The sequence below is a fragment of the Chryseobacterium luquanense genome (genome assembly GCF_026460945.1).
GTDB lineage: Bacteria > Bacteroidota > Bacteroidia > Flavobacteriales > Weeksellaceae > Chryseobacterium > Chryseobacterium luquanense.
This window is the reverse complement of record NZ_JAOVZV010000008.1, coordinates 113,646-139,121: the sequence shown is the minus strand read 5'-3', so window position 1 is coordinate 139,121 and position 25,476 is coordinate 113,646. Positions and strand designations below refer to the sequence as shown.

Annotated in this window: 25 protein-coding genes and 1 pseudogene; 13 read left to right on the top strand and 13 right to left on the bottom strand. The window is 32.7% G+C overall.

Annotation, left to right across the window (positions count from 1 at the left end; all coding sequences use genetic code 11):
* Window positions 1-57 precede the first annotated feature (57 nt).
* The 6 genes from OEA66_RS08840 to OEA66_RS08815 all read left to right on the top strand — a co-directional run bounded on the left by OEA66_RS08840 (window position 58) and on the right by OEA66_RS08815 (window position 7,967).
* Window positions 58-1,311: a pyridoxal phosphate-dependent aminotransferase gene (locus OEA66_RS08840; protein ID WP_267281027.1), complete on the top strand. Its 1,254-nt coding sequence runs from the start codon at window positions 58-60 to the stop codon at window positions 1,309-1,311.
* A gap of 90 nt (window positions 1,312-1,401) precedes the next feature.
* Entirely contained in the window at window positions 1,402-2,736 is a 1,335-nt protein-coding gene (locus OEA66_RS08835) for a S1 family peptidase (protein WP_267281026.1), read from the top strand.
* A gap of 24 nt (window positions 2,737-2,760) precedes the next feature.
* Window positions 2,761-5,598, top strand: coding sequence for a DUF2135 domain-containing protein (locus OEA66_RS08830; RefSeq protein WP_267281025.1), 2,838 nt, complete (start codon window positions 2,761-2,763; stop codon window positions 5,596-5,598).
* A gap of 214 nt (window positions 5,599-5,812) precedes the next feature.
* On the top strand, window positions 5,813-6,535 hold the full coding sequence (gene kdsB, locus OEA66_RS08825) for a 3-deoxy-manno-octulosonate cytidylyltransferase (RefSeq protein WP_267281024.1): 723 nt from the start codon (window positions 5,813-5,815) through the stop codon (window positions 6,533-6,535).
* 175 nt (window positions 6,536-6,710) lie between these two features.
* Window positions 6,711-7,373, top strand: coding sequence for a histidine kinase (locus tag OEA66_RS08820; RefSeq protein WP_267281023.1), 663 nt, complete (start codon window positions 6,711-6,713; stop codon window positions 7,371-7,373).
* Window positions 7,374-7,388: 15 nt separating this feature from the next.
* The gene (locus OEA66_RS08815) at window positions 7,389-7,967 is read left to right on the top strand and encodes a glutathione peroxidase (protein WP_267281022.1); all 579 of its coding nucleotides are present in this window, start codon (window positions 7,389-7,391) and stop codon (window positions 7,965-7,967) included.
* A 48-nt stretch (window positions 7,968-8,015) separates the two neighbouring features.
* On the opposite strand, the gene OEA66_RS08810 is transcribed toward OEA66_RS08815, so the two are convergent.
* On the bottom strand, window positions 8,016-8,669 hold the full coding sequence (locus tag OEA66_RS08810) for a metal-dependent transcriptional regulator (RefSeq protein WP_267281021.1): 654 nt from the start codon (window positions 8,667-8,669) through the stop codon (window positions 8,016-8,018).
* 85 nt (window positions 8,670-8,754) lie between these two features.
* On the opposite strand from OEA66_RS08810, the gene OEA66_RS08805 reads away from it, so the two are divergent.
* Entirely contained in the window at window positions 8,755-9,786 is a 1,032-nt protein-coding gene (locus OEA66_RS08805) for a threonine aldolase family protein (RefSeq protein WP_267281020.1), read from the top strand.
* Between the two features lie 42 nt (window positions 9,787-9,828).
* On the opposite strand, the gene OEA66_RS08800 is transcribed toward OEA66_RS08805, so the two are convergent.
* From OEA66_RS08800 to OEA66_RS08750, 11 genes are all read right to left on the bottom strand, one after another.
* Window positions 9,829-10,140: a hypothetical protein gene (locus OEA66_RS08800; RefSeq protein ID WP_267281019.1), complete on the bottom strand. Its 312-nt coding sequence runs from the start codon at window positions 10,138-10,140 to the stop codon at window positions 9,829-9,831.
* 28 nt (window positions 10,141-10,168) lie between these two features.
* Window positions 10,169-10,672 (bottom strand): hypothetical protein, encoded by a 504-nt coding sequence (locus OEA66_RS08795; RefSeq protein ID WP_267281018.1) that lies wholly within the window; start codon window positions 10,670-10,672, stop codon window positions 10,169-10,171.
* A 429-nt stretch (window positions 10,673-11,101) separates the two neighbouring features.
* Complete coding sequence (locus tag OEA66_RS08790) at window positions 11,102-12,127, bottom strand: rod shape-determining protein (RefSeq protein ID WP_267281241.1); 1,026 nt, start codon at window positions 12,125-12,127, stop codon at window positions 11,102-11,104.
* A gap of 216 nt (window positions 12,128-12,343) precedes the next feature.
* A complete protein-coding gene (locus OEA66_RS08785) occupies window positions 12,344-13,276 on the bottom strand; it encodes an NADP-dependent oxidoreductase (protein ID WP_267281017.1) in 933 nt (310 codons plus the stop codon).
* Window positions 13,277-13,304: 28 nt separating this feature from the next.
* Entirely contained in the window at window positions 13,305-13,892 is a 588-nt protein-coding gene (locus OEA66_RS08780; protein WP_267281016.1) for a 5'-methylthioadenosine/S-adenosylhomocysteine nucleosidase family protein, read from the bottom strand.
* 14 nt (window positions 13,893-13,906) lie between these two features.
* On the bottom strand, window positions 13,907-14,608 hold the full coding sequence (locus OEA66_RS08775) for a DsbA family oxidoreductase (protein WP_267281015.1): 702 nt from the start codon (window positions 14,606-14,608) through the stop codon (window positions 13,907-13,909).
* Window positions 14,609-14,635: 27 nt separating this feature from the next.
* A complete protein-coding gene (locus tag OEA66_RS08770) occupies window positions 14,636-15,823 on the bottom strand; it encodes an MFS transporter (RefSeq protein WP_267281014.1) in 1,188 nt (395 codons plus the stop codon).
* Window positions 15,824-16,166: 343 nt separating this feature from the next.
* The gene (locus OEA66_RS08765; protein ID WP_267281013.1) at window positions 16,167-17,084 is read right to left on the bottom strand and encodes a helix-turn-helix domain-containing protein; all 918 of its coding nucleotides are present in this window, start codon (window positions 17,082-17,084) and stop codon (window positions 16,167-16,169) included.
* A 49-nt stretch (window positions 17,085-17,133) separates the two neighbouring features.
* Window positions 17,134-18,036 carry an SDR family oxidoreductase gene (locus OEA66_RS08760; protein ID WP_267281012.1) on the bottom strand — a complete coding sequence of 301 codons (903 nt, stop codon included), beginning with the start codon at window positions 18,034-18,036 and terminating at the stop codon, window positions 17,134-17,136.
* A gap of 98 nt (window positions 18,037-18,134) precedes the next feature.
* Window positions 18,135-19,052, bottom strand: a complete 918-nt coding sequence (locus OEA66_RS08755) for a helix-turn-helix domain-containing protein (protein ID WP_267281011.1) — start codon at window positions 19,050-19,052, stop codon at window positions 18,135-18,137.
* Between the two features lie 45 nt (window positions 19,053-19,097).
* Entirely contained in the window at window positions 19,098-19,937 is an 840-nt protein-coding gene (locus OEA66_RS08750) for an oxidoreductase (RefSeq protein ID WP_267281010.1), read from the bottom strand.
* Window positions 19,938-20,100: 163 nt separating this feature from the next.
* Here OEA66_RS08750 and OEA66_RS08745 point away from each other — a divergent pair, with 163 nt between their 5' ends.
* From OEA66_RS08745 to OEA66_RS08730, 5 genes and pseudogenes are all read left to right on the top strand, one after another.
* The gene (locus tag OEA66_RS08745; RefSeq protein ID WP_267281009.1) at window positions 20,101-20,721 is read left to right on the top strand and encodes a hypothetical protein; all 621 of its coding nucleotides are present in this window, start codon (window positions 20,101-20,103) and stop codon (window positions 20,719-20,721) included.
* Between the two features lie 27 nt (window positions 20,722-20,748).
* Window positions 20,749-20,934, top strand: a pseudogene (locus tag OEA66_RS20520) (M23 family peptidase); the annotation flags it as partial.
* A gap of 155 nt (window positions 20,935-21,089) precedes the next feature.
* On the top strand, window positions 21,090-21,440 hold the full coding sequence (locus tag OEA66_RS08740) for a hypothetical protein (protein WP_267281008.1): 351 nt from the start codon (window positions 21,090-21,092) through the stop codon (window positions 21,438-21,440).
* Window positions 21,441-21,455: 15 nt separating this feature from the next.
* A complete protein-coding gene (locus OEA66_RS08735; protein ID WP_267281007.1) occupies window positions 21,456-22,319 on the top strand; it encodes a GLPGLI family protein in 864 nt (287 codons plus the stop codon).
* Window positions 22,320-22,484: 165 nt separating this feature from the next.
* Window positions 22,485-23,492 carry an SDR family NAD(P)-dependent oxidoreductase gene (locus OEA66_RS08730; protein WP_267281006.1) on the top strand — a complete coding sequence of 336 codons (1,008 nt, stop codon included), beginning with the start codon at window positions 22,485-22,487 and terminating at the stop codon, window positions 23,490-23,492.
* A gap of 76 nt (window positions 23,493-23,568) precedes the next feature.
* Here the strand turns inward: OEA66_RS08730 and OEA66_RS08725 are convergent, their stop codons facing one another.
* The gene (locus OEA66_RS08725) at window positions 23,569-24,639 is read right to left on the bottom strand and encodes a branched-chain amino acid aminotransferase (protein WP_267281005.1); all 1,071 of its coding nucleotides are present in this window, start codon (window positions 24,637-24,639) and stop codon (window positions 23,569-23,571) included.
* An 84-nt stretch (window positions 24,640-24,723) separates the two neighbouring features.
* Between OEA66_RS08725 and mnmC2 the strand changes: the two genes are divergently transcribed.
* Entirely contained in the window at window positions 24,724-25,398 is a 675-nt protein-coding gene (mnmC2, locus tag OEA66_RS08720; RefSeq protein WP_267281240.1) for a tRNA (5-methylaminomethyl-2-thiouridine)(34)-methyltransferase MnmC2, read from the top strand.
* Window positions 25,399-25,476 lie beyond the last annotated feature (78 nt).

Genomic DNA, 25,476 nt, shown 5'->3' with positions numbered 1-25,476 from the left:
TTCAACTTTAAATCTAACATCTAATATGTAGTATCTAATATCTAACAATAATAAAAAGTGAAAGTTTCAAAATTAGCAGCGAACCTCATTGGTTCTGAAATTGTAAAAATTGGTAATGAAGTAAATGATTTAAAGGCGAAAGGAGCAGAGATTGCTAATCTTACGATTGGAGATTTGAATTCTAATTTGTATCCGATCCCTGCAGAATTAAAAGAAGAAATTCAGAAAGCATATCAGAATAATTTGACGAATTATCCGCCTGCAAACGGATTGTTGTCTTTAAGAACTGAAGTTTCTAAAGACTTAAAGTCAAGATGGAATTTAGACTATTCAGCAAATGATATTTTAATTACTGCTGGTTCAAGACCTTTGATTTATGCAGTTTATAAAACGATTGTTGATGAAGGTGATAAAGTAATTTATCCTACACCGTCTTGGAACAACAATCATTACGCATATCTTACTTCTGCAGATGCAATTGAAGTGAAGACCACTCCGGAAAACAATTTCTTACCGACTGCTGCAGAATTAAAACCTCACTTAGATGGTGCTGTTCTTTTAGCCCTTTGTTCGCCTTTAAATCCTACAGGAACTATGTTCACAGAAGCTCAGTTGAGAGAAATCTGTGAAATGATTTTGGAGGAAAACAGCAAAAGAGGTGCAGACGAAAAGCCATTGTATCTAATGTATGATCAGATTTATTCTAATCTTACTTTCGGTGCAAAACACGTTGATCCGGTTTCTCTTTTCCCTGAAATGAGAGAGTTTACGATTTATATCGAAGGTATTTCTAAATGTCTTGCAGCGACAGGAGTTCGAGTAGGATGGGGATTTGGTCCTTCAAACATCATCGATAAGATGAAAGCTTTATTGACTCACGTTGGAGCTTGGGCTCCAAAACCGGAGCAGGAAGCCACTGCAAAATATTTCCAGAATGCTGATAATGTAAACACATTTATCAATGATTTTAAAGGGAAATTAGAAGCGAGTCTAAAAGTTCTTCACAACGGAATTCAGGATTTGAAAGGAAAAGGTTTGGCAGTTGAAAGTATCGAACCGATGGGAGCTTTGTACCTTACTATTAAATTAGATTATATCGGAAAAACAAAACCGGACGGAACAGTGATTGAAAATTCTTCAGACTTGGTTTTCTATTTAATTAATGAAGCGGGAGTTGCATTAGTACCTTTCTCAGCTTTTGGAGAAGCAAAATCTGAGCCTTGGTTCAGAGCTTCTGTTGGAGGTTTAGATATCAGTGAAATTGAAGTAATGATGCCGAAGTTGGAGAATGCTTTAAATAATTTGAAATAATCTAAAATATTTTTCTAAATTTATACCACAAGTTGATTCTTAATGTAAGAATCAACTTTTTTATTATAAAACATTAATATTTTAACACAAATGGATCATGAAAAAAATGAATCCAACCAGAATGAGTTGGATAAAAATCAAGCACAACAGAACAATAATTCGCATTCTGATGACTTTTCGGAAGCACAAAATCCTGAATCAGAAAATCTCATTTCTGAAAAACCTGTAAATGAAACCAAGGAACAGTTTGTAGAAGAAAAACCAAAAGAAAATTTACCCAGACCCGAAAAAAAGAAAAAGAATCCTTATAAAATTGCATTTTTTAGTTTAGGTGGAATCATTCTTTTGGGCGGAGCTTCCTATTTTGCATATGATTATTACAAAAGTCATCAGGTTGAGCCTATCGTCGAAAACATATGTTTAGATAGTGATACCAAAATTTATGATGCTTACAAAGATGCAGTCATAATGGTAAAACACAGATATGCTTTTTTTGCTAAAATTAAAGGAAAAGAAATACAATTAAATATTCCTGAAGCGACTGAAGAAACCCTTTTTGGAACAGCTTTTTTTGTCGATAAGCAGGGAAATATGATTTCCAACAGCCATGTTCTCCAACCGTGGATTTCTCCCGAAAACAGTGATAAAATTAATACTGATGCCTCAAATATCCGCAGGAAAATTGCGTCAATTCTTACAACAGATATTTCTGAAGATGGTTACGAAACTTTTATCGCATCCAATTGGGGGAATGCATCTTCAGAATATGGTGAAGAAGGCGGAGATAATGATGGCGACAGTGAAGAAGGCGGAGGCGAAGAATTTGTAAGTTCAAATGATGGTGCTGTAGATTCTGCTGCCACTTCTGGTGATATTGCAGCTTCAATCCCTCAGAAGGATTACGTTTCAGAAGACCAAATTGATGTATATATGAAAACGGTCGATATTTCTGTCGCTCTACATAATTCTGCCGAAGAATGGCTGCCTTGCACTATCGAAAAAGTGTCTGAAGATTCGTCAGTTGATTTGGGAGTTTTGCAGTTAGCAACAAAAGAGACCCCTAATACAGTAGTCAACATTATTAATCTCAGCAATGCCATAACCGACGACCAAACTTTGCGTCCTGGTGAAAAAGCGGTAATGATTGGTTATCCTTTGGGCGAAGATTTGGCACAAACTACTTCCGGAATTAAAGTACAGTTATATAACGGACAAATCAGTAAAGAATCTGACGGAACAAAAATTCAGTACAGTGTCACTTCAACGCATGGTGCAAGCGGTTCCCCGATTTTTAATAATTGTGGACAATTAATCGCAGTCAATTTCAGTGGTGTTGAACAAGTACAGGGCTATAATTTCGGAATTATCGCTAAAAAAATCTATACCGTCTATGGTGGTTTATCTGCTCAAGAGACCAAAGAATAATATAATGCATAAAAACCAAATAAAATGAAAAAAATAATCAGTCTTATGGCAACACTCGCTTTCAGTGTTGCTTTTGCACAAATCCCAACCTTGAAAGTTGGAAACGAAAAAAAACATCCTGTTATTCTTCAGGAAGCTAAAATCGATACAAAAATTTTAGGAAACCTGGCGACCACTACAGCAACGTATACATTTTATAATCCAAGTAATAGAATTTTAGAAGGAACACTCACTTTTCCACTTCCGGAAGGGGTTTCGGTGAGCGGTTATGCTTTGGATATCAATGGAAAACTGAGAAATGCAGTTCCCGTTCCGAAGGAAAGAGCCAAAGAAGTTTTTGAAAGCATTGAAAAAAGAAATGTTGATCCGGGAATCATTGAAAAGGTGGAAGGAAATAATTTCAGAACAAGAATTTATCCTTTACCACAAAACGGAATCCGAACCATTCAGATCACCTATCATCAGGAATTGAAAAACTTTGCTTCCGATTATCAGTATTTTTTAAGCTTTGCGAATGCAACGACGATTCCTAAATTTAATCTGAAGGTTTGGATCAGTGAAACAGCAAACGTTCCTAAAATATTAGAAAATCCGGATGGAAGTTTTGCTTTTCAGAAACAGGGAAATCAATGGATTGCAGAAATCAATAAAATTGATTTTAGACCCAGCGAAAGTTTAAAAGTAACCATTCCTAAAAATCAAAATTCATCGAATGTCGTTTTGCAGAAAGCTTCAGGAGATAAATTTTATTTTGCAGCAAATGTCGGACTGGATTTTCCGGTAAAAGAAAAACCGAAATCTCAGAAAATTGCGATTATTTGGGATAATTCTTTCAGCGGTTCGAAACGAAACCGGGATAAGGAACTTCAGTTTTTAGATGCATATTTTGCAGATAATAAAAATGTTTCCGTCTCTTTTTCTTTATTGAATAATACCTTTGACAAAGCTGAAGAATTCAGTATTTCTCAAGGAAACTGGAGCGAACTGAAAAATAAAATTCTCAATCTAAAATATGATGGCGGAACAGATTTCGGAGCTTTAAAGGAAATGAATGGAGTAGAAGAGTATCTTTTGTTTTCAGACGGAATTTCCAATTTTGGAGATTTAACGATGAAATTTAAAAAGCCTTTAAACAGTATTACCAGCACGCCAACTTCAGATTTTAATTTACTTAAATTATTAGCGAATCAATCCAGTGGAAATTTTATTAATTTAAATGAACTGGACACGCAGTCTGCTTTAAAAACTTACAAAAGATTGCCCGTTCGTTTTTTAGGATTTAAAGAAAATCCGAATATGCAGGAGTTATTTCCCAATGTCGGTTCAGCCATCAGCGAACCAGTTAATATTTTTGGAATTTCTTCAGGAAATGCCGGAAAATTAACTGCTGTTTTTTTGGTAGGAAACGATAAATTTGAAACGCCTGTTGATTTTTCAAAAGCACAACAGCTGGAAAATTGGCAGATTGCTCAGTTTTGGGCACAAAGAAAAATCAATGAACTGGAATTGAATTCTACTAAAAACCGTCAGGAAATTAAAAATATCAGTGAGCAGTTTGGGGTTGTAAGTAAAAATACGAGTTTGATTGTTTTGGATGATATTAACGATTACGTACGATACAAAATTACGCCACCACAGGAATTACTGGCTGATTATAATAAGATTATTTCTCAAAACAAAGGCAGAGTTTTGGAACAGAGAAAAAATCTTTTATCCAAAGCCTTTGATAAAACAAGAGAATTAAAAACATGGTGGAATACAGAATTTAAACCTGCAGAAAAAAAGAAATATCCGAGAGTTACTAATCAATCTGTTGTTGATGCACCTGCACCGCCAAATGCAGTTAGGGAAGTTCAGGCATCTCCTGTTGCTGATTATGCAGTGGAAGTTTCAAGTTCGGCTAAAATGGAAGAAAGAGAATTTCAACCAAAAGGAAAAATCACTTTGGTGGATGTAGAAAGTACTGCAGAATACATGAAAGATTTCCAGAATTTGCAGTCTACGGAGGTGATTTATCAGAAATATTTAGAAAACCGTTCAAAACATGAGAAGCAGGTATCTTATTATTTTGATATTTCTAAATTGCTGTTCAAAAAAGGAGATAAAGAACTTTCATTGAAGGTTTTAAGTACATTGGCTGAATTAGATTTGGAAAACGAAGAATTGTACAAAACCATTTATTATCTTTTAAAACAGAGAGGTCATTACGATAAAGAACTGTGGATTACACAGAAAATTTTGGAATGGCGACCTTTTGATGCACAGAGTCTCCGAGATTACGCTTTAGCTTTGGTTGATAATAAAAAGCCGCAGGAAGCTTTAAATATTTATAAATCTCTGCTGTATCAGGAATTTACAGATGAAATTTCAATAAGAGACAACGGAATTGAAGAAATCCTGATTATGGAAATCAACAATATTTTAAAGCAAAATAAAAATGTTGACGGAAGCAAAATTGATGACCGTCTGAAAGCAGATCTTCCGGTAGATATTCGTGTGGTGATCAACTGGAATAAAGATAACACTGATATCGATCTTTGGGTGACAGATCCGAAAGGAGAAGACTGTTCGTACCAGCATAAATCAACTGCAATCGGTGGAAGACTGAGCAATGATTTCACGCAAGGTTTCGGGCCGGAGCAGTTTTTACTGAAAAAAGCGGTTAAAGGAAAGTATAAAATCAAAACCAATTTCTTTGGCGAAAGACAGAATATTCTTTCAGGACCAACGACAATTATGGCTGAAGTTTACTTGTATTATTCAGACGGAAGACAGGAAAGAAAAATTGCTGTTTTCCAGAGCCAGAAAGAAAATAAACGTGAAAATGATAGCAAAATTCTGATTGGAGAATTTGAGTTTTAAGAAAAATCACATAAATTGCCGAAGGTTTGTACTTCGGCAATTTTTATTTTTGTTCATGTTTTCGAACGAATTTATTTGGGCAGCTTTATCCGCCTTCCACTCCCGCTTTTTTGCCTACACTTTGTTTCTGCAAAAAAGAGCTCCGTTCAAGTCGGGCTGCGTGAGATTCACTGTTGAAGAACTACAATTAATTATAAATAAGAAAAATTAAATAATGAAAATTATCGCTGTTATTCCTGCACGTTACGAAGCCAGTCGTTTTCCCGCGAAACTGATGCAGATTTTGGGTGAAAAAACAGTCATTACAACGACGTATCAAAACGTTGTGGAAACCGGACTTTTTGATGAAGTTTTTGTAGCAACAGATTCTGAATTAATCTTTAATGAAATTCAAAATCATGGCGGAAAAGCTGTAATGACAGGTCAACACGAAACAGGAAGCGACCGAATTGCAGAAGCTGTTCAAAATATCGACTGTGATATTGTTATCAACGTTCAGGGAGACGAACCGTTTTTAAAATTGGAACCTTTGCAACAACTGATTCAGGTTTTTAAAGAAGATGACAATCAGGAAATTTCTTTAGCATCATTAAAAATAAAACTTCACGAAAAAGAAGAAATTGAAAACCCGAATAACGTAAAAGTAATTACGGACAATAACGGTTTTGCCTTATATTTTAGCCGTTCCGTGATTCCTTTTCACAGAGAAATTTCATACGATGTTGATTATTTTAAACATATTGGAGTTTATGCTTTCAGAAAACATGCATTGCTTCAATTTTCAAAACTGGAAATGAAACCTTTGGAAATTTCAGAAAAAATAGAGTGCATCCGCTATTTGGAATATGGCATGAAAATCAAACTGATAGAAACCAATTTTATAGGAGTCGGAATTGATACACCTGAGGATTTGGAAAAGGCAAAAAAGTTGTTGTAACATCAAGTTTAAAGTAAAAAGAGCCTGGTAAAAAGTTGAAAGTCTAATTGAGATGGTAAAGAAAAGTCACCAAGCAGTAAGACATTACAGAATTTAGATATTTTGTTACACGGTTGGATTCATAGATTGTTACATTAGACAAGAAAGGCTTATATTTGATTTATAAATTGATTTAATGAAGAAATTACTTATCGTTTTCGTTCTGATTATTTCGCAATTATCTTTTGCTCAGACTGCTAAAGAAATTATTGATAAAAACATAGAATTATCGGGAGGATTAACCAATTGGAAACTTTTAAATTCAGTATTACTTCAGGGGAGAGTAATTTTAGGAATTAAAGACGAATATCCTATCAAAATATATCAGCAAAGACCAAATTTAACCAAAACAGTAATTACAATTGGTGGAAAAGAAACTTCTATTGAAGGTTACGATGGTTCCAAAGGTTATGCAATGAATTATGCAACCAATAAACTTCAGGAGTATAAAGAATACGTTCCTGAAAGTTTTGATAATGACTTCATCGATTGGGAAAATAAAGGCTTTGAAGCTAAATATTTAGGTAAAGAAAAAGTAGGAGAAATCTACTGTCACAAAGTAGAACTTACGAAAAACGTGAATAAAAACTACTATTATTTCGATACAAAATCGTTCATGCTTTTAAAAGAAATAAAAAAAGAGGAAACTTTAACATATTCAGATTACAAAAAGGTAGGAAATTTGATGATGCCATTCCGATTAGAATCATCAAGCGCTAAAAAAGATGGTGACTATGTGATGCTTATCAATAAAGCAGAAATCAATAAAGTATTTCCTGCAAACAGTTTTAAATTTTAAAATAAATATTCAAAAATGAAGAAGTTTTTTATAGTCCTAATTTCTTTTGTCGCATTTTCTAACAGTTGCGCTCAGAAAAAAAGTGAAGTTTCTAAAGTAAAAACCAAACAAGTTATGTCAAAAACAATATACGATTACAAAGTAGATGGTCTTGAAGAAGGGAAAACAATCAATTTTGCAGATTATAAAGGAAAGAAAATCCTTATTGTCAATACAGCGTCAGAATGCGGATTTACCCCACAATATGCAGATCTAGAAAAGTTGTCGAATGAATATAAAGACAAACTTGTCGTTATTGGATTTCCTGCAAATAACTTTGGCGGACAAGAACCTGGAACAAATGTGGAAATCGGTGCTTTTTGTCAGAAAAACTATGGGGTTACTTTTCCTTTAGCGGCTAAAGTTTCTGTAAAAGGAGATGACACTGCTCCAATTTTTAAATTCCTTTCTGAAAAAAGCTTAAATGGTGTAAAAGACACAGAAATTCAATGGAATTTTACAAAGTTTTTAGTTGATGAAAATGGTAAATTAATCGACAGCTTTGTAAGTAAAGTGAAGCCAACTGATGAGGCAATTACTAAGTATTTGAAATAATTATTAAATGATATTTTTAAAGCGGATTAAAAATCCGCTTTTTTATTTTTAATGCTTAACTAAAATTTTCTCTGTTGCTTTTTTGCTGAGAACCTCAGTTTTTCCTGAAATTTCTATTGTGACAGATTTGTCGAAATCTTCAATTTTAATAATCTTAATCTTAGTATTTAAAAGGAGATTTCTTTCCGTAAGATAATTAAGAAAAGCGTCATCAGATAAGGTAACAGAAGCAAAAACTACAGTTTCACCAACTTTACAGTTGCTTAATTTTAGTAAATCCTGCGAAATAATATTTCCGTCTTTATCCGGAATTGGTTCACCATGCGGATCAAATTTAGGGTAGTCTAAAATTTCATCCATTTTATCAAAGAAGACGTTTGAATGTACATGCTCCAATTGTTCTGCAATTTCATGTACATTTTCCCAGCCGAAATTCATTTTTTTAACCAAAAACATTTCGGTTAAACGGTGTTTTCTTACTACCAAAGCAGCTTCGCGTCTTCCTTTTTCGGTAACTTTAAGTGGTTTGTAAGTTTCATAAATTACCCAGTTTTTCTCTGCGAATTTTTTCATCATGTTATTAACGCTGGGCATTTTTACGTTCAAAAATTTGCTCAATTCGTTAATCGTCACTTTTCCTTCATGGTCAACTAGGTGAAACAAAGCCTTCAGATAATTTTCTTCTGTTAATGTTGTTTTCAAAATGTTAGATGATTTTCATTACAAATCTAACAAAATATTTTTTAAATTTTGGTCTTGTTATTTTAAGATTTTTTAATTTTACACTATGAAATTTTCTTTTAAAAACGACTATTCCGAAGGGTGTCATCCTCAGATTTTAGAATCTCTTCTTCGAAATAATCTCGATCAGCAAGCCGGATATGGTGAAGACGAATATTCTCAAAAAGCAAAAATTTTAATTAAAAATAAAATTGAAAATCTTGATTCTGAAGTATATTTTGTTTCGGGAGGAACTCAAGCAAACCTGATTGTTATTTCTTCGATTTTAAGACCTTATCAATGTGTAATTTCTGCAGCAACAGGGCATATTTTAAATAATGAAACCGGGGCAATTGAAGCAACCGGACACAAAGTTTTAAGCATAGAAAAAGAAGATGGAAAACTGAATCCTTCAGATATTATCCCTGTTTTGGAAAGTCATAAAAATATTCCGCATCAGGTAATGCCAAAACTGGTTTATATTTCAAATTCAACCGAATTAGGAACGATTTATTCTAAAAAAGAACTGGAAGACCTTTCAATATTCTGTAAGGAAAATAATCTTTATCTTTTTATGGACGGAGCGAGATTAGGTCACGCTTTAAGCTCTGAAATCAGTGATTTAACATTAAAAGACATTGCGGAATTAACTGATATTTTTTATTTGGGTGGAACTAAAAATGGAGCTTTATTGGGTGAGGCAATTATCATCAACAATAAAGATTTACAGCAGGATTTTGCGTTTAATATTAAACAAAAAGGAGCGTTGCTGGCAAAAGGAAGACTTTTGGGAATACAGTTTTTGGAATTGATGCAGAATGATCTGTATTTTGATTTAGCTAAAAATGCCAATCATCAAGCAATGAAGATCAAAAATGCTTTGTCTGAAAGGGGAGTACCGTTTTTATCTGAAACTTATACCAATCAGATTTTCCCGATTTTAAGTAATAAAATGATTGAAGTTTTATCTGAAAAGTTTGAATTTTATATTTGGAAAAATATTGATGAAGATTTTTCAGCAATACGCTTAATAACTTCCTGGAATACTCAGGATAAAGCTGTTAAAGAATTTATTAAAACTTCTAACAGTGAATTATAATTACAAAAGCAACTCAATTGAGTTGCTTTCTATCTAAAATATCTAGTTCATTGAGGCTTTTATACCTTCGATAATTTCGTTTTCAAAAGCTTTAATTTTCTGTTTTTTCGCAAGAACATAAAGCCCAATCGGAAACATGATGATTAAAAAAGGCATGGAGTCAAGCTGAGTCGTCGTTGTAATTTTTCCTGTATCGGGGTTAGTATCGATTTTGACATTTCCTGTAAGTGTAAAACCACTGGTACGAACTTGTAATGCTCCAAAACTGGTTTGAATTTTATATTGTGGAAATTTTTTTCTTAGTTCTTCAATAAGTTCATTTTTTATGAATGGTTTCACATTAAAATTTTGCATAAATATTTGGTTTAATTATCATTGAATTTTATTTTAATGCATTTGAAACGAATTTACAATCTACAGTTTGCAATTTTTGACCGTCTTTGTAAGAAATATTCTTTTCGTCTGCATAATGCATTCTTCCATTTTCATCTTTCTGATTTCCAATTCCTTCTATCAAAGTATTTCCTTTCTGAATAAAGAAAATATCTCTTTTGCTTGTTGTTCCTTCGGAAGCAAACTCGTAAGTTAATTTTAAAGTATCACCAGATTTAAAGCCGGACAATTCACCTTTTGAACTATCTTTTTCATGATTTTTATAAGCCATTTTCCCGGAAAAAGTTCCGAGATTATTATCCAAACTTATAAAAACACTGTCTTTTCCGGTAGCTCCTACATAACAGAACGTTTTTGAACCTAAAGAATCTATCACAGGTTCTGTAGGAGTTTCTACAGAATCTGTGGTTGTTACAGGATTTATTGTTTCAGTTTTTTTGTTACAGTTCATCAACAAAACAGAAAATGCGCTGAGAAAAATATACTTTTTCATAATTTCAATATTATGTTAAATTTTATAATGATTAATTTATAGATAAATTTCAATAAATAATTCCTAATCGCTTAGAATCAGTTAAAACTTTTTCGTTGAACAGTTTTCAATTTAAAAAGAAATTAAAAATTATTGTTCAAATAAATTAAAATCAATTTTAAATACTGATTTAATCTAGTTGAATAACTTAGTAACAATTATTATGCTAAACATTCTCTGCAATACTATCCTTTTCCTGGATTATAAAAAGTCCTATAATTTATATTATGTTAAATTGAATATTTTTTCCAACTCATACAATTTAAAAATATAGACTTTAGTAATCTATTATACAATAAGTTATTTGTTTTGAGTCTGTGAAGCTTGATAAATAAGATATTTCTTTTAAATAAAATCTCTGCAGAAAATTTTCGATCTATCTGGAGACTTTTATTTCATCAGAAATCTAAACTTATGATTATTTTTAAGCGCAATGCCAGTTCCACGAACTACTGCTCGCAAAGGATCTTCAGCTACAAATACAGGCAACCCGGTTTTTCTGTGAATTCTCTCTGACAATCCGTTAAGCAATGCGCCTCCTCCTGCAAGAAAAATTCCCGTTTTATAAATATCTGTTGCAAGTTCTGGCGGTGTAACGGAAAGAGTTTCCAAAATTGCGTCCTCAATTCTCATAATAGATTTGTCTAAGGCTCTGAAAACTTCCTTATAACTAACCATAATTTCTTTCGGCTTACCAGTAATTAAATCTTTTCCCTGAACAGAAATATCATCTAAAGGAAAATCTAATTCTTCTAAAGCAGAACCAATTTCGATTTTAATTCTTTCAGCTGTTCTTTCACCGATGTCCAAATTATGCTGCGATCTGATAAAGTACGAAATATCATTCGTAAAAACATCTCCCGCCAATTTTATTGATTTATCTACAACAATACCGCCTAATGCAATAACCGCTATTTCTGTAGTACCTCCTCCGATATCTACAATCATATTTCCTTCAGGACTTTCAACATCAATACCTGCTCCAATAGCCGCTGCCATTGGTTCGTAAATTAATATTACCTCCTTTGCATTTACTTTCTGGGCAGAATCTCTTACCGCTCTTTTTTCAACTTCTGTAATTCCGGATGGAATACAAATGACGATCCTAAGTGCCGGTTTTATAAATTTTCCCTTGATTTCAGAAATCTGTTTTATAAATTCTTTTATCATGTGCTCAGAAGCATGAAAATCTGCGATAACACCATCTTTAAGTGGTCTGATCACTTTAATATCTTCATGAGCTTTACCCTGCATCAGTTTTGCCTGTGTTCCTACTGCAATTGCTTTTCCCGTTAAACGGTCAATAGCAACAATAGATGGCTCGTCGATAACAATTTTATTATTATGTATGATTAAAGTATTAGCAGTTCCCAAGTCTATTGCAATCTCCTCCGTAAACATATCAAGTATCCCCATCATTTATAAATTTATAGTTGATAAATGTACGGCTAAAACTCTCAAATACTTCCCAAAATAACTTTATTTAGAAGTTAAACATAAGTTAAAATAGCAGACGAAATTTTATGATGAGAAATTATATGCTTGATTCATTTATGTTGAAGTTTTCATGGTAAAACTATTTATTTAATTCTGAAACCTGTTTTAAAATTATCTTAAAAAATCACCTCAAATCTATAAATTAACCACAATTTTCCCCACCGTTCTTCCCTTTTCCAATTCTTCGTGTGCTTTTGCCATTTCTTCAAACTTAAAAGCCTGATAAATGTAAGGTTTCAAAACTCCTTTTTCCAAAAATTCGGCAAGTTTTTCCATGTCTTTTCCATCAGACTTAACTAACATTTTAAAACCTTTTGCATTGACAGAAGCTGCTTTTTCTTCCACATCATCATTCAAACCACTTGGAATACTAATGATTATACCGTTTTCTTTTAAAACTTTTATGGAATTATCGATATTTTCGCCGCCAATCGTATCTAAAATAAAATCAAACTTTTCTTCAAATTTTCCCCAATCAAAATTTTTATAATCAATATGTTGATCGGCTCCCAAATTAAGGACAAAATTTCTGTTTTTTTCTGATGAAGTTCCTGTAACAAAAGCTCCTAAATGTTTAGCGATCTGAACGGCGTAGTGCCCAACTCCACCCGAAGCCGCATGAATTAAAACGCTCTGACCTTCTTTTACTTCTGCTTTTTGAATCGCCTGTAAAGCCGTTAAAGCCGCTAAAGTTGATGCTGCAGCTTCTTCAAAATTGATGTTTTTTGGTTTTAATGACAAATTATTTTCAGAAGCAACAACAAATTCTGAGTACGCTTTTCCATGTCCTGGAAAGTTGATCATCCCGAAAACTTCATTACTCAATTTAAATTTTGAAGAATTGCTTTCAACAACAATTCCAGAAATATCCCAACCTAAAATCAACGGATTTTCATCTTTTAGTTTTTGATAAGCTCCTTTACCTGAACGGGTTTTTACATCTATTGGGTTGATACTTATAGATTTTACTTCAACTAAAACTTCATCTTGTTTAATCGATGGTTTTTCAATTTCTGTAATCTTTAAATTTTCTGTTCCGCCTGCGTTTTCTAAGATAATTGCTTTCATCTTTTGATTTTAGATTGGTATTAAATTTTTAAATCTCTGTAAATAAAATTTGCTTAAAAGCTTCTGAAGCTAGATGAACCTGAACCGACCAATCTTCGGCTGCGTCACTTCCTGCATCATCCGAAATATATTTTAAACACAAAAAAGGAATATTTTCCTGCATCGCAATAAGTGCTAAAGGATATGCTTCCATGTCGATAACATTATATTCTGTGTTGATGTGATTCATCTCAAAACTATCTCCCGTTCCACAAATTCCTTCTGGTAAATTATCCATTTTGAGGCCGTTTTCCAAAATTATTGGAATTCCGGAAAGTGGCGTTTCAAATTTTTTAAAACCTAAACCTTGAGCATCCATATCTCTTTGAATAAATTTTGTACAACAAATCAAGCCACCTTTTGAAAAGCCATAACCTCCTGCTGAACCGAGATTGACAATCAGTTTTGGTTTCTTTTCCTGAATGGCTTTTGTGAGTGCAATTGCTGCGTTTACCTTTCCAATTCCTGTAATCAATTTCCTGGTGTGATCGAAAACTTTTCCTGCTTCATAATCCAACGCAAAAACAAAAAGTGTTTCTGAAATCGGATATGTTAATTCGTTATTTAATGAAATCATGAAACTATATTATGTTAAATTGAACAACCATCTGCATCACACGAAAGATTGTCTTGAGAATAATTATCCTTAAAAGGAACAATGGTTTCTTCGTAAGTTTGAGTCAAAGCATTTTTTAAAACTTCTGCAGGTTGTGCTCCTGAAATTCCGTATTTTCCATTCAGAATAAAAAATGGAACACCGGTAATTCCGTTATTTCTTGCTTCCAAAATATCCTGATTGATTTCGTAATCAAATTCATTTGATTCTAAAGAGTTTTTTGCTTCTTCAGCATCAATTCCCAATGAAACAGCTAAAGAAACCAAAGTTTCAATATCTGCGACATTTTTTCCATCTAAAAAGTGAGCTTTGAATAACTCCTCCTCCATTTCTGAAGACTTACTGTATTTTTTAGCTAAATGAAGAAGTTTGTGAGCGGTAAAGGTGTTGGTAATCAAAGCTTTGTCAAAATTAAAATCAATTCCGGAAGATTTTCCCATCTGAATTACCTGATTCGTCATTTGTTTTGCCTGTTCTTCAGGAAAACCTTTTTTCTCTCTGAAATATTCGGCAGTAGATTTTGTTTCTGATTGCTCTAAAGTCGGGTCAAGCTGAAAGCTCTTCCACTCTACTTTTACTTCATCTTTGAAAGGCAAATTTTCCAATGCTTTTTCAAAATTTTTCTTTCCGATATAGCAAAACGGACACATTACATCTGACCAGATTTCTATTTTCATTTTTACTTTTGTTTATAAATATATTAATTATTTTTTGGCATTAATTTTCCTAGCAAACAAAATATGTGCACCCAAAGCCAACAAGCCCATCATAGCTCCCACAAAACAAACACCTTCCCATTTTGCATATTGCCATGCAACAGAAGCAGTGTAAGTTCCAATTGAACCACCGATAAAATAAGAAACCATATAAACAGTGTTTAAACGGTTTACCGCATTGGTTTTTAATAAAAAGTAATTGGTTTGATTCATAATATGACTTGACTGCACTCCTAAATCAACAAATATTACTCCTACAATAAGCCCCCAATAAGTATTTCCTGCAAAATAAGTAAATCCCCAACTTCCAATCAAAATCAAAAGAGCATATAAAATAATTCTGTTGATGCTCATTCTATTCTGTAAACTTCCAACCTTTGCAGCGGCTAAAGCTCCAACTGCACCTGCCAAACCAAAACTTCCTACAATAGAAGCTCCGACTTCAAACGGTGGTCTTTCCATGTGAAAAACTAAAGTAGTAAATAAAGCACACATCGACCCAAAAGCCATTGCTCCACGGAAAGATGCCAATTGTAAAACAGGTTGTGTTCTTGCAAGATTCCAGACAGAATTCATCAGTTCGAAATAAGTTCCTTTGAAATTGGGTTTCATTTCAGGAATCATTTTGTAGACAAAAACCCACACTAAAAGCATTAATCCCGCTGCAATTCCAAACATGCTTCTCCAGCCCCACATTTCTCCTACAATTCCGCCAATAAAACGAGATAATAAAATTCCTAATAATAATCCTGAAACAACCAGTCCTATATTTGCTGCTTTTTCCTTTTCTGAAGACAATTCTGCAGCAATTGGTACAAATAACTGAGGAATAACAGAAGTGGTTCCAATGAGTAAACTTGCTGCATACAGCATCCATAATTCTGTTGCGAAAGTCATCCACAAGAGTGCTGTAAAAACTAAAATCAGATCAATTAAAATCAGTCTTTTTCTTAAAAATTTATCGCCCAACGGAACAATCAGCAATAATCCGAAAGCGTACCCTATTTGCGTTAAAACAGAGATTTTTCCTGCTGCACTTTCGGTAACATTTAAATCTTTTGAAATAAGTCCTAACAAAGGCTGATTGTAATAATTATTGGCAACGACAAGACCTGAAATAATTGACATTGACCAGATTACCGTTCTGGAAATAGTTGATTGAGTAGAATTGAGCATGAAAATGTAAGTTTGAAAATCTCTTTGATGAGAAAACTTAGGTAAAGATAATGATTAACACGCCATTTTTTAGAATATATAAATAAAATGAATATTTCAGATTTAGATAATCATTCAAATAAGTATTCTTGGAATCTTTAAAATTCACAAAATAATGATTTCAAAAAAGATAATTTCTGCTTTTATTGTTTTTTCTTTAAGTATCAATACTTTTTCTCAAAAACATAAAAAGATTTAAATATTATTATTCTTGAAAATCAGATGAATGAGAATAGCGATTTATTTTATTACTTTGAAAGTCTGGTTAAAAATGTTGTCTTAGAAAGTGAACTCGTAAAATAATTTAATTAAAAGATTTTCTGAATTCTAAAGGTGAAATATCAGTTTTAGCTTTAAATAATTTATTGAAAGACTGAGAATGTTCGAACCCAAGTTCATAAGCAATTTCACTTACGGAAAGTTCGGTTGTTGAGAGCTTTTCTTTGGCGTTTTCAATAAGTTTTTCGTGAATAATCTGTTGTGTGGTTTGTCCGGTTAAAGATTTGAGCAGACTTCGCATATATTGTGGCGACATATTTAATTGTTCAGACAAAAACTGAACTGTCGGCAAACCATTTTTGATAATATTTTCACCTTTAAAATAGTCATTAAGCAAAATTTCAAGCTTTTCTAAAAACTGATGATGAGCTTTGTGACGGGTAATAAATTGACGCTGATAAAAACGTTCGGAATAATTCAGCAAAGTTTCCAACTGCGAAATAATGATATTTTGACTGAATTTATCAATATTCGATTGATATTCCTGCTTAATATTTTCGATGATTTGTTGAATTTTTATTTCCTCATCTTCAGATAAAAATAAAGCTTCGTTAACCGAATAATCAAAAAACTCATATTTCTTGATAGATGATGCCAAAGATGTGTTCCAAAGAAAATCCGGATGAATCATCAACATCCATCCGGAAGGATTTTTACCCTGTTCTTCTCTTATTACACTCAAAATCTGATGTGGCGCCATACAAAACATCACGCCTTCATCAAAATCATAATCCTGTTGACCGTATCTGTATTTGTGACTCATATCCCGTTTTACGGAAATCATAAAAAAATCAAACATCAGATTTTGCCTTCCGATTTCTGAAGTTTTCTTCATATCTTCAAAATTAATCACACTGATTAATGGATGTTTTGGTTTTGGTAAACCCCGTAACGTATGAAATTCAGATATTGTTTTTAGTCTTATGGGCTGATTATCAGACATGATTTGAATTTTTAGAATTAAATCAGATTTTAATAATTAAAGATACAAATTATTGAGGTTCAGGAAAATAAACAGAACCATTTAAATCTTCAAGCAAAGTCGGATGTTGCGGATTCCAATCTAAGGTTTTTCTTGTTATTTCGCTTGAAGTTAGATTATCTAATTTCGCAAAATGCGTAAACCATGAAAAATGTTCCGCAGCTTCTTCAGAATTCATCGAAATTAAAGGAATATTCAATCTTCCTGAAATTTCTGTAGCTATTGCTTTAAATGGAATTCCTTGTTCGGCAACGGCGTGATATCTTATTCCTGCTTCAAATGGTTTTTCCAAAGCCAAACGATATAATTTTGCAGCATCAAACCTGTGAACAGCCGGCCAATGATTATTTCCGTCATTAATCACCGCTGAAACGTTTTTTTCTCTTGCAATTTTAATTAATAATGGAACAAAACCGATTTTATCTCCTTCTCCATGAACCGATGGCGATAATCTTATCACCGCAACTTTCACACCTTTCGCTGCCATTTCATCGGCTGCATTTTCTGTAGCAATTCTGGGATGCGGGTTGTTTGCCGACAAATCATTTTCAGTGGTTAAGCCATCTCTGGAAAACAAAGCAGTTCCTGAAGTTATAAGAAAAGGTTTATCCGTTCCAATCAACGTTTCACCGATGGTTTCAATTACTTTTCCATCAAGTTTGCACATTTCTTCAAATCTCGAAAAATCATGTACAAAACCTAAATGAATCACTGCGTCAGCAATCTCAGCACCAGATTTTAAACTTTCTAAATTATTCAGATCTCCATGATGAACTTCCGCTCCTGCACCAATTAATTTTTTTGCCGATTCTTCTGATCTTGCCAATCCTAAAACAGTATGACCAGCTTTTAATAATTCCTGTACTACAGCAGTTCCCACGAAACCTGTAGCGCCTGTAACAAATACTTTCATTTTAAATATTTTTAATGATACAAAGTTCAGTTTTCATCTGTTGGGATCTGTATCCAAAAAGTAATTTGTTGTAGCTGAAAAGATGTAATCTTAAAATTTTAATTGAAAGACTTCCTGAATTCTAAAGGCGAAATATCAGTTTTAGCTTTAAATAATTTGCTGAAAGATTGTGAATGTTCAAAACCCAGTTCGTAAGCAATTTCACTTACAGAAAGTTCTGTTGTTGACAGTTTTTCTTTGGCTTTTTCAATCAGTTTTCCGTGGATGTGTTGCTGTGTGGTTTGTCCGGTAAGAGATTTTAACAAGCTGCTTAAATAATTGGTCGAAACATTTAACTGTTCGGCGATTAATTGCGCAGTTGGAAGTCCATTATTAATGATATTTTCATTGGTAAAATATTCTTCAAGCAAAATTTCGAGCTTATCTAAAACCTGATGATTGGTTTTCTTACGTGTAATAAACTGTCGTTGGTAAAATCTTTCACAATAATTGAGAATTACTTCTATCTGCGAAATAATGATGTTTTGAGTAAACTGATCTATTCCGGATTGGTATTCTTGCTCTATACTTTTAAAAATACCAATTAACGTTTCTTCTTCTTTTTCCGAAAGAAATAAAGCTTCATTTACATCATAACCAAAAAACGGATATTTGTGAATAATTTTTGCCAAAGAGGTATTCCAAATAAAATCAGGGTGAAAAGCGAGAAGATATCCTGAAGGTTTTACATCAGACTTGCCGATTATCATTTTCACCACCTGTCTAGGAGCAATAAAACACATCAAACCCTCATCAAAATCATATTGACTTTGCCCGTAATGAAGTTTCCCCTGAATGTCTCTTTTAAAACCCATAAAATACAAATCCTGAACCCAGCTGATTTCGGATTCTTCAATCTGATAATCTACAAGGCTGTAATCTACCAAACTGATGAGCGGATGTTGCGGTTTTGGCAATCCCGAGATTCTATGAAACTCAGAGATACTATTGACGGAATATAATTTTCTGTTATTCATAATTTAAAAATAAGGCAACAGCAAGAAACTGTTGCCTTTACAAAGTTAATAATCTGTTGATGTACTCAAAGTTTTGAAATCAGAAATTTCACTTTGAAGCGCATTTAATTTATTTCCTGCAATACCAAATGCATCAGATCCTAAAACTAAATGAACTGGTGGATTTTCCATTTCTGCCAATTCTATCATCGCTAACGCAGCTTTTTCAGGATCTCCCGGCTGATTTCCATTAATTTCGTCTTCGTGCGCAACTTGAAGTTGTCTTGCTGTTGTATAATCAGTAATTTCGGTTTCAGGAGTGCGAAGTGAACCTCCGGTAAGGAAATCTGTTCTGAAATATCCCGGATAAACAACTGTTGCATTCACTCCAAATTCTTTTATTTCAGCCGCTAAAGCTTCTGTGAATCCTACAACAGCAAATTTAGTCGCACAATAAACTCCCCAACCTGCAAATTCACCGGTAAGACCGCCAATTGAAGCAATATTAATAATTGAACCGCTTTTTTGAGCTCTCAAATGTGGCATTATTTTTCTGATAACATTCAGAGAACCGAAAACATTCGTGTCGAAATTTTTACGGCTTTCGTCGTCAGTTAATTCTTCCAAAGTTCCCAATTGTCCGTAACCTGCGTTGTTTACAACGACATCAATTTTTCCGAAATATTCTACTGTTTTTTGAATTGCTTCGGCTACATTTTTTTCGTTGATTAAATCCATTTCCAGAGGAAGAAAAGATTCGCTTTCAGAATTGACTGCAGTTTTTAATTCAGATAGGTTTCTAGAAGTTGCAGCTACAGAATATCCTTCATTCAATAATCTTTTTACTAATGTTAAACCTAAACCTTTTGATGCTCCGGTTACAAACCATACTTTTTTTGTGTTCATTTTTAAATAATTTTAATTGATTAATTTTTACAGTACAAAGTTGGTAAATGATGAAAATAGTAATGTGACCGAATCAAAGATTGTTGTAGCCAAAAATAAGATGCCGTATTTTAATTTTCAAAAAAATGGGATAAAATTTTTATTTTTGAAGCAAATACAATACATGAATTTCCATAAACAAATATTTTTCATTCTTCTTTTTTGTTTTTCTTTTCATAACGCACAGGAAATTCCAAAAGAAACGTATTATCAATTTTCTAACTATAGAAATTTTGAATATAAAAATGATACAATTACTTTAACTATTAAAAATCCTTTATATTCTCCGTTAAGAGTAAATGTTTTTTCGGAATATTTAAAAGATAAAAAGATTATTGATGACAATATTCAATTAGTTATCAAAGAGAATTCAGAAGTTACTATCAAATTATCAGCAAAAAAACTGGATGACTCACAATTTAATTTTAGATTCAAACAGAGACTTGGAGATGTAAGAAAAAAAATTAAGCAGAACAAACTTGCACTTCCCTTTCCTAAAGGAAAAACATACAGCATTATGCAATCAAGTAACGAAAATTTTAGCCATAATGAAGACGGTTCAAGATATGCTATAGATTTTAATCTGAAAGTTGGCGATACAATCACAAGTGCAGATGATGGTTTTGTTGTAGGCGTAATTAAGGATTATGAATTTGGAAAAGATGATATAAAATGGACTCCTTATGCTAATTTTATCACCATTTATCATCCTCACAGCGGATTATTTACAGATTATGTTCATTAAAAAAAAGACGGAGCTTTTGTAAAAGTTGGTGATGCTGTAAAGATAAATCAACCGATAGGTTTGAGCGGAGCTACAGGTTTTACTTCTGGTGAACACTTACATTTCAATGTTCTAATTCCAGGAAAAAATATGACTTTAAAATCTGTTCCTTTCACTTTTGAAAATAATATTTCATCGAAAAGCTTAAAAAGAAACAGAGAAATTAAAAATTGAAAGGATATAAATAGAAAAAATTACCCAGCTTAACTATCTGTTTTAATTATTATCACGATAAATATAGTTAAAGTCTCTTTATAATTCATAAAGAAATATTAAATTTTCCACTGTATTGAGATTTATCTGTATTTTCGTTTTACTAAATTTAATATATGAAAAAACTGTTTACAATTTCAAGCATATTTATGCTTCTTTTATTTTCTCAGAATACAACTGCTCAGGAAAAACAGACCATCAAATCATTCACATTTAAATCCGATAAATCTAAAAAAAATGTAGAAGAAAAAACTACCATTTACGAAGGAAATGTCATGATGAAAGATGAAAATATTTCTTTTGAAAACGCCGAAAAAGTAATCTACGATCCAGAAAATGGAACATACACCATTTATCATCCGAAAAACTTTAAAATACTTGCAGCAAAATCTGTTCACAAAACAGGTAAAAGAGAAGATTCACATGTAATTATTTACAATTATAAAGAAGAAAGCGTTACATTCTAAATACTAATCAATTATATGAAAATCAAATTCTCTATCCTGTTATTACTGATTACAGGGCTCTGTCTTGCGCAATCTAACCAGTTTATTTACGAATACAAATTTAAAACAGACTCGCTAAATTGCGACAAATCTGATTCTGAAAACATGGTTTTGCAGACTACACCAAAAGGGTCTAAATTTTACAGTCAGGTAAAACAAGTTTATGATTCTACAATGACAGCAACTTTTAAAAATGCAAAAGCAACGCAACAGTCTCATTTTGATTTTACAAATCTTAAACAGTCGAAAGTAAGCACAGAGGTTATAAAAACATATCCTGATTATAAAAGAACATTAAAAAGAAGCATTAGTTCAAATCAATTTTTAATTATTAATGATAAAAAATTAGATTGGAAAATCGGCAAAGAAAAATCTAAAGTTTTAGGTTATGATGTTCAAAAAGCAACAACAATTTTCCACGGAAGAAAATGGAATGTCTGGTTTGCTCCTGAACTTCCAATCCAAGACGGACCTCACGAATTATGCGGTCTTCCCGGTTTAATTGTAAAAGCTGAAGACTCTAAAGGAGATCATCAATTTACGCTCATCGGAACAAAAAAATTAGTCGTTGATTCTGATGAAATTCTCAACAAGAAAAACAGAGAAATCGTAGTAAATGAAGAAAAATTCAGAAAGCTTTGGGCAGATTATAAGAAAGATCCTGTTAAAGATATGCGTAAAATTTCAAGCTCGTCAGATATTTCAGCTCCGATATCAGTATCAGTGAGTTTTGACGGAAAAACGTATTCACAGGATGAGATGCTAAAACTAGTTGAAAAAGAAAGAAAAGAAGAACTACAGAAAAATAATAATTTTCTGGAACTCGATTTATACAGATAAAACACTCAATTTAAATATTATTTCAAATCAAACACGGACAATTTAAGTTCGTGTTTTTTTTATTATATAATGTTTTCATTTAAAATTAATAGCTAAAAACTCTTTTTGGTGTAAAAATAGATAGGTTATTGTTAACATTTAATATTAAATATAAAATACCACAATATGAAATCACAAAACAGTTTAGAAAAAAGAAGTCTTCGGGGTAAAACCGTCGTTATAACAGGCGGAAGCAGCGGTGTAGGAAGAGCTGCTGTTGAAGCTTTTGCTTTTGAAGGTTGCAATATCGTTATTGCAGCAAGAGGTCAGGAAGCTTTGGATGAAACTTTAAAAATCTGTAATGATCTTGGTGTAAATGCTATTGCCGTTTCTACTGATGTTTCAAAAGCTGAAGAAGTAGATAATTTGCTAAAAACTGCTGTAAAAGAATTTGGCAGAATCGATATCTGGGTAAATAACGCCGGAGTTATGGCAAGCGGAAAATTTGAAGAAATCCCGATGGATGTTCACGAACAGGTTATTAAAACCAATCTTTTCGGATATATGCATGGAGCATATTCAGTTTTACCTCTTTTTAAAGAACAAAACGAAGGAATTTTAATTAATAATGTTTCGATTGGAGGATTTATGCCCGCTCCCTACAGCGCAGTTTATTCTTCAACAAAATTTGGAATCCGTGGAATGATGGAATGTCTTCATGGTGAAATTTCAGATTATGCAAACATCCATATTGCTAATCTTTATCCACAAATTCAGCGTTCTACAGGAAATTCTCACTCTGCAAAATTTTCAGGACTAGATTTTAAAGTTCCGCCATTTGCATCAGATCCGAGAGATACGGCTGAGAAAATTGTACAATTGGCAAAAGAACCTCAGAAAGATCTTTTTCCGGATGTAAAATCGAGAGTTTTAGTAAATCTTTATGAAATGTTTCCAAAAATGATTATTAATACTGCTTCTGCAGGAATGAGATTGATGATGAAGTTGAAGAATGGTGAACCTACATCAGGTAACGTTCTTGAACCTTCTTCAGAACCGCATCGAATTTATGGTGAAACTATTGTTCCTGTTCCCGGAAAGAAAACTAAAATTGCTTTGGTTGCCGGACTTGGATTAGGATTAGCTTTTATACTTTTAAAATCCAGAAATAAAGTTGACAATAATGAAATTTAGGAAAATTTTTCACATTTTCAAACAACAAAAAAGTCGGGAGCAATTCCCGACTTTATATTGATATTTAATTCTAAAATTAAACTGTTTCTAAAGCATGATCAACCAAAACTCTCCATCCGAAAGGATCTTCAGAAAGGTTAGTTTGTAAATTAACCAAATCATTTTTCAATGTTACTGCGAAACTTTCTTCATCTGAAAGTCTTGGCAATTCTAATTTTTCACCATTATAACCTAAAGCCTGGAAAACTGTTGTAACAACTGCTGTTCCTACTCCCCAAACTTCCTTCAAAGTTCCGTTTTTCTGAGCTCCAACTACATCTTTTACTTTAATAGCTTCAACTTTTACTTCGAAACCTCTTTTTTTAGCTAATGCAATGAAGCTGTCTCTTGTAACCCCATCTAAGATTTTTTCAGAAGTTGGCGGTGTAAAAATAGTATCGTTGATTCTTACGAAAACATTCATCGTTCCACTTTCTTCGAAATATTCGTGAGTGGCATCATCTGTCCAGATAATTTGATCATACCCTTCATCGATAGCCAACTGAGTTGGGTAAAAAGATGCAGCATAATTTCCAGCAGCTTTAGCAGAACCTACTCCACCACTTGCAGCTCTTGAATAATGATCTGAAATTTTTACTGAAACCGGCTCTGTATAATACATTTTTGCAGGTGTAGCAACGATTGCAAACATATATTTATTTGCTACTCTCGCTTTCAAAGCTTCTTCTGTAGCAAAAATTAAAGGTCTGATATATAACGAATTACCTTCTCCTTGAGGAATCCAATCTCTATCGATATCAACTAATGCTTTTAATCCATCCAAAAACATTTCTTCTGTAACTTCCGGCATTGCCAAACGAGTTGCAGATTTATTGATACGCTCAAAATTCTTTTCGGGCCTGAAAAGGAAAACCTGTCCGTCGTTGTCTTTGTAAGCTTTCATACCTTCAAAACAAGCTTGTCCGTAATTTACCCCCATCATTGCAGGAGTAAACAGTAAGGGACCATAAGGAACCAATTTCACATCGCCCCATTTACCGTTCTCATATTCACAGATGATCATGTGATCACTGAAAGTATTTCCAAACGAAAAATTATTAGGATCGAATGTAGAAATTCTAGAGTTTTCTGTTTTTTGAATTATCATTTCTTAAAATTTTTATGATGTTCTACAAATTTAACATAATTTTCCAAATATAAAAATTTTAGATTAAATTTGAAAAAAATTACTTTGGAAAGAGAGATTAAGACAACCAATGACGGTAGTAAAACTTTGTTTATCAGTGAATTAAATGAAAATTACCATTCTCATCACGGAGCACTTCAAGAAGCAGAACACGTGTTTATTAAAAATGGACTTATTTTAATAAATGATTGCGAAATTAACATTTTAGAACTCGGTTTTGGAACAGGTTTGAATGTTTTAGTAACAATTAATGAATATTTAAAAACTGACAAAAATCATGTCATCAACTATTTCACCCTCGAAAAATATCCAATAAAAGAGTCTGAAATAGAAAATTTAGCGTATTTCGAACTGTTTGATAACTCTGAATTAAAAAATATTTATCAAAAAATTCATCAATCGGATTGGGAAAAATCGGTTGAAATTACTAAAGGTTTTAACCTACATAAGATTCAATGTGACTTTTTTGATCTAAAAAACATTGACTTACCGAAGATTAACTTAGTTTATTATGATTGTTTCGGAGCGAGAGTTCAACCTGATCTTTGGGAAAAGCCTTTATTTGAAATGGTTTCCGACAAAATGAATGTAAATGGATTGTTAACAACCTATTCATCAAAAGGAAGTGTAAGAAGAATTTTAGAAGAGCTTAATTTTAAAGTTGAAAAAAAACAGGGACCTCCCGGAAAGAGAGAAATGATTAACGCTATAAAGTTTTGAGTTATTAATTATGAATTTGTTAGCTATATAAATGTAGTGGTTTTAATAATTATAGCTTTTTTAAAACTTATAACTCAT

Bases quoted from the DNA above. Each gene is read 5' to 3' on its own strand.
- OEA66_RS08805 (WP_267281020.1), top strand. From the start codon at position 8,755: ATGAAATTTTCTTTTAAAAACGACTATTCCGAAGGGTGTCATCCTCAG.
- OEA66_RS08795 (WP_267281018.1), bottom strand. From the start codon at position 10,672: ATGAAAAAGTATATTTTTCTCAGCGCATTTTCTGTTTTGTTGATGAAC.
- OEA66_RS08790 (WP_267281241.1), bottom strand. From the start codon at position 12,127: ATGGGGATACTTGATATGTTTACGGAGGAGATTGCAATAGACTTGGGA.
- OEA66_RS08800 (WP_267281019.1), bottom strand. From the start codon at position 10,140: ATGCAAAATTTTAATGTGAAACCATTCATAAAAAATGAACTTATTGAA.
- OEA66_RS08725 (WP_267281005.1), bottom strand. From the start codon at position 24,639: ATGATAATTCAAAAAACAGAAAACTCTAGAATTTCTACATTCGATCCT.
- OEA66_RS08765 (WP_267281013.1), bottom strand. From the start codon at position 17,084: ATGTCTGATAATCAGCCCATAAGACTAAAAACAATATCTGAATTTCAT.
- OEA66_RS08830 (WP_267281025.1), top strand. From the start codon at position 2,761: ATGAAAAAAATAATCAGTCTTATGGCAACACTCGCTTTCAGTGTTGCT.
- OEA66_RS08735 (WP_267281007.1), top strand. From the start codon at position 21,456: ATGAAAATCAAATTCTCTATCCTGTTATTACTGATTACAGGGCTCTGT.
- OEA66_RS08740 (WP_267281008.1), top strand. From the start codon at position 21,090: ATGAAAAAACTGTTTACAATTTCAAGCATATTTATGCTTCTTTTATTT.
- OEA66_RS08770 (WP_267281014.1), bottom strand. From the start codon at position 15,823: ATGCTCAATTCTACTCAATCAACTATTTCCAGAACGGTAATCTGGTCA.
- OEA66_RS08755 (WP_267281011.1), bottom strand. From the start codon at position 19,052: ATGAATAACAGAAAATTATATTCCGTCAATAGTATCTCTGAGTTTCAT.
- OEA66_RS08835 (WP_267281026.1), top strand. From the start codon at position 1,402: ATGGATCATGAAAAAAATGAATCCAACCAGAATGAGTTGGATAAAAAT.
- OEA66_RS08775 (WP_267281015.1), bottom strand. From the start codon at position 14,608: ATGAAAATAGAAATCTGGTCAGATGTAATGTGTCCGTTTTGCTATATC.
- OEA66_RS08815 (WP_267281022.1), top strand. From the start codon at position 7,389: ATGAAGAAGTTTTTTATAGTCCTAATTTCTTTTGTCGCATTTTCTAAC.
- OEA66_RS08760 (WP_267281012.1), bottom strand. From the start codon at position 18,036: ATGAAAGTATTTGTTACAGGCGCTACAGGTTTCGTGGGAACTGCTGTA.
- OEA66_RS08780 (WP_267281016.1), bottom strand. From the start codon at position 13,892: ATGATTTCATTAAATAACGAATTAACATATCCGATTTCAGAAACACTT.
- OEA66_RS08730 (WP_267281006.1), top strand. From the start codon at position 22,485: ATGAAATCACAAAACAGTTTAGAAAAAAGAAGTCTTCGGGGTAAAACC.
- OEA66_RS08785 (WP_267281017.1), bottom strand. From the start codon at position 13,276: ATGAAAGCAATTATCTTAGAAAACGCAGGCGGAACAGAAAATTTAAAG.
- OEA66_RS08820 (WP_267281023.1), top strand. From the start codon at position 6,711: ATGAAGAAATTACTTATCGTTTTCGTTCTGATTATTTCGCAATTATCT.
- OEA66_RS08745 (WP_267281009.1), top strand. From the start codon at position 20,101: ATGAATTTCCATAAACAAATATTTTTCATTCTTCTTTTTTGTTTTTCT.
- kdsB (WP_267281024.1), top strand. From the start codon at position 5,813: ATGAAAATTATCGCTGTTATTCCTGCACGTTACGAAGCCAGTCGTTTT.
- OEA66_RS08750 (WP_267281010.1), bottom strand. From the start codon at position 19,937: ATGAACACAAAAAAAGTATGGTTTGTAACCGGAGCATCAAAAGGTTTA.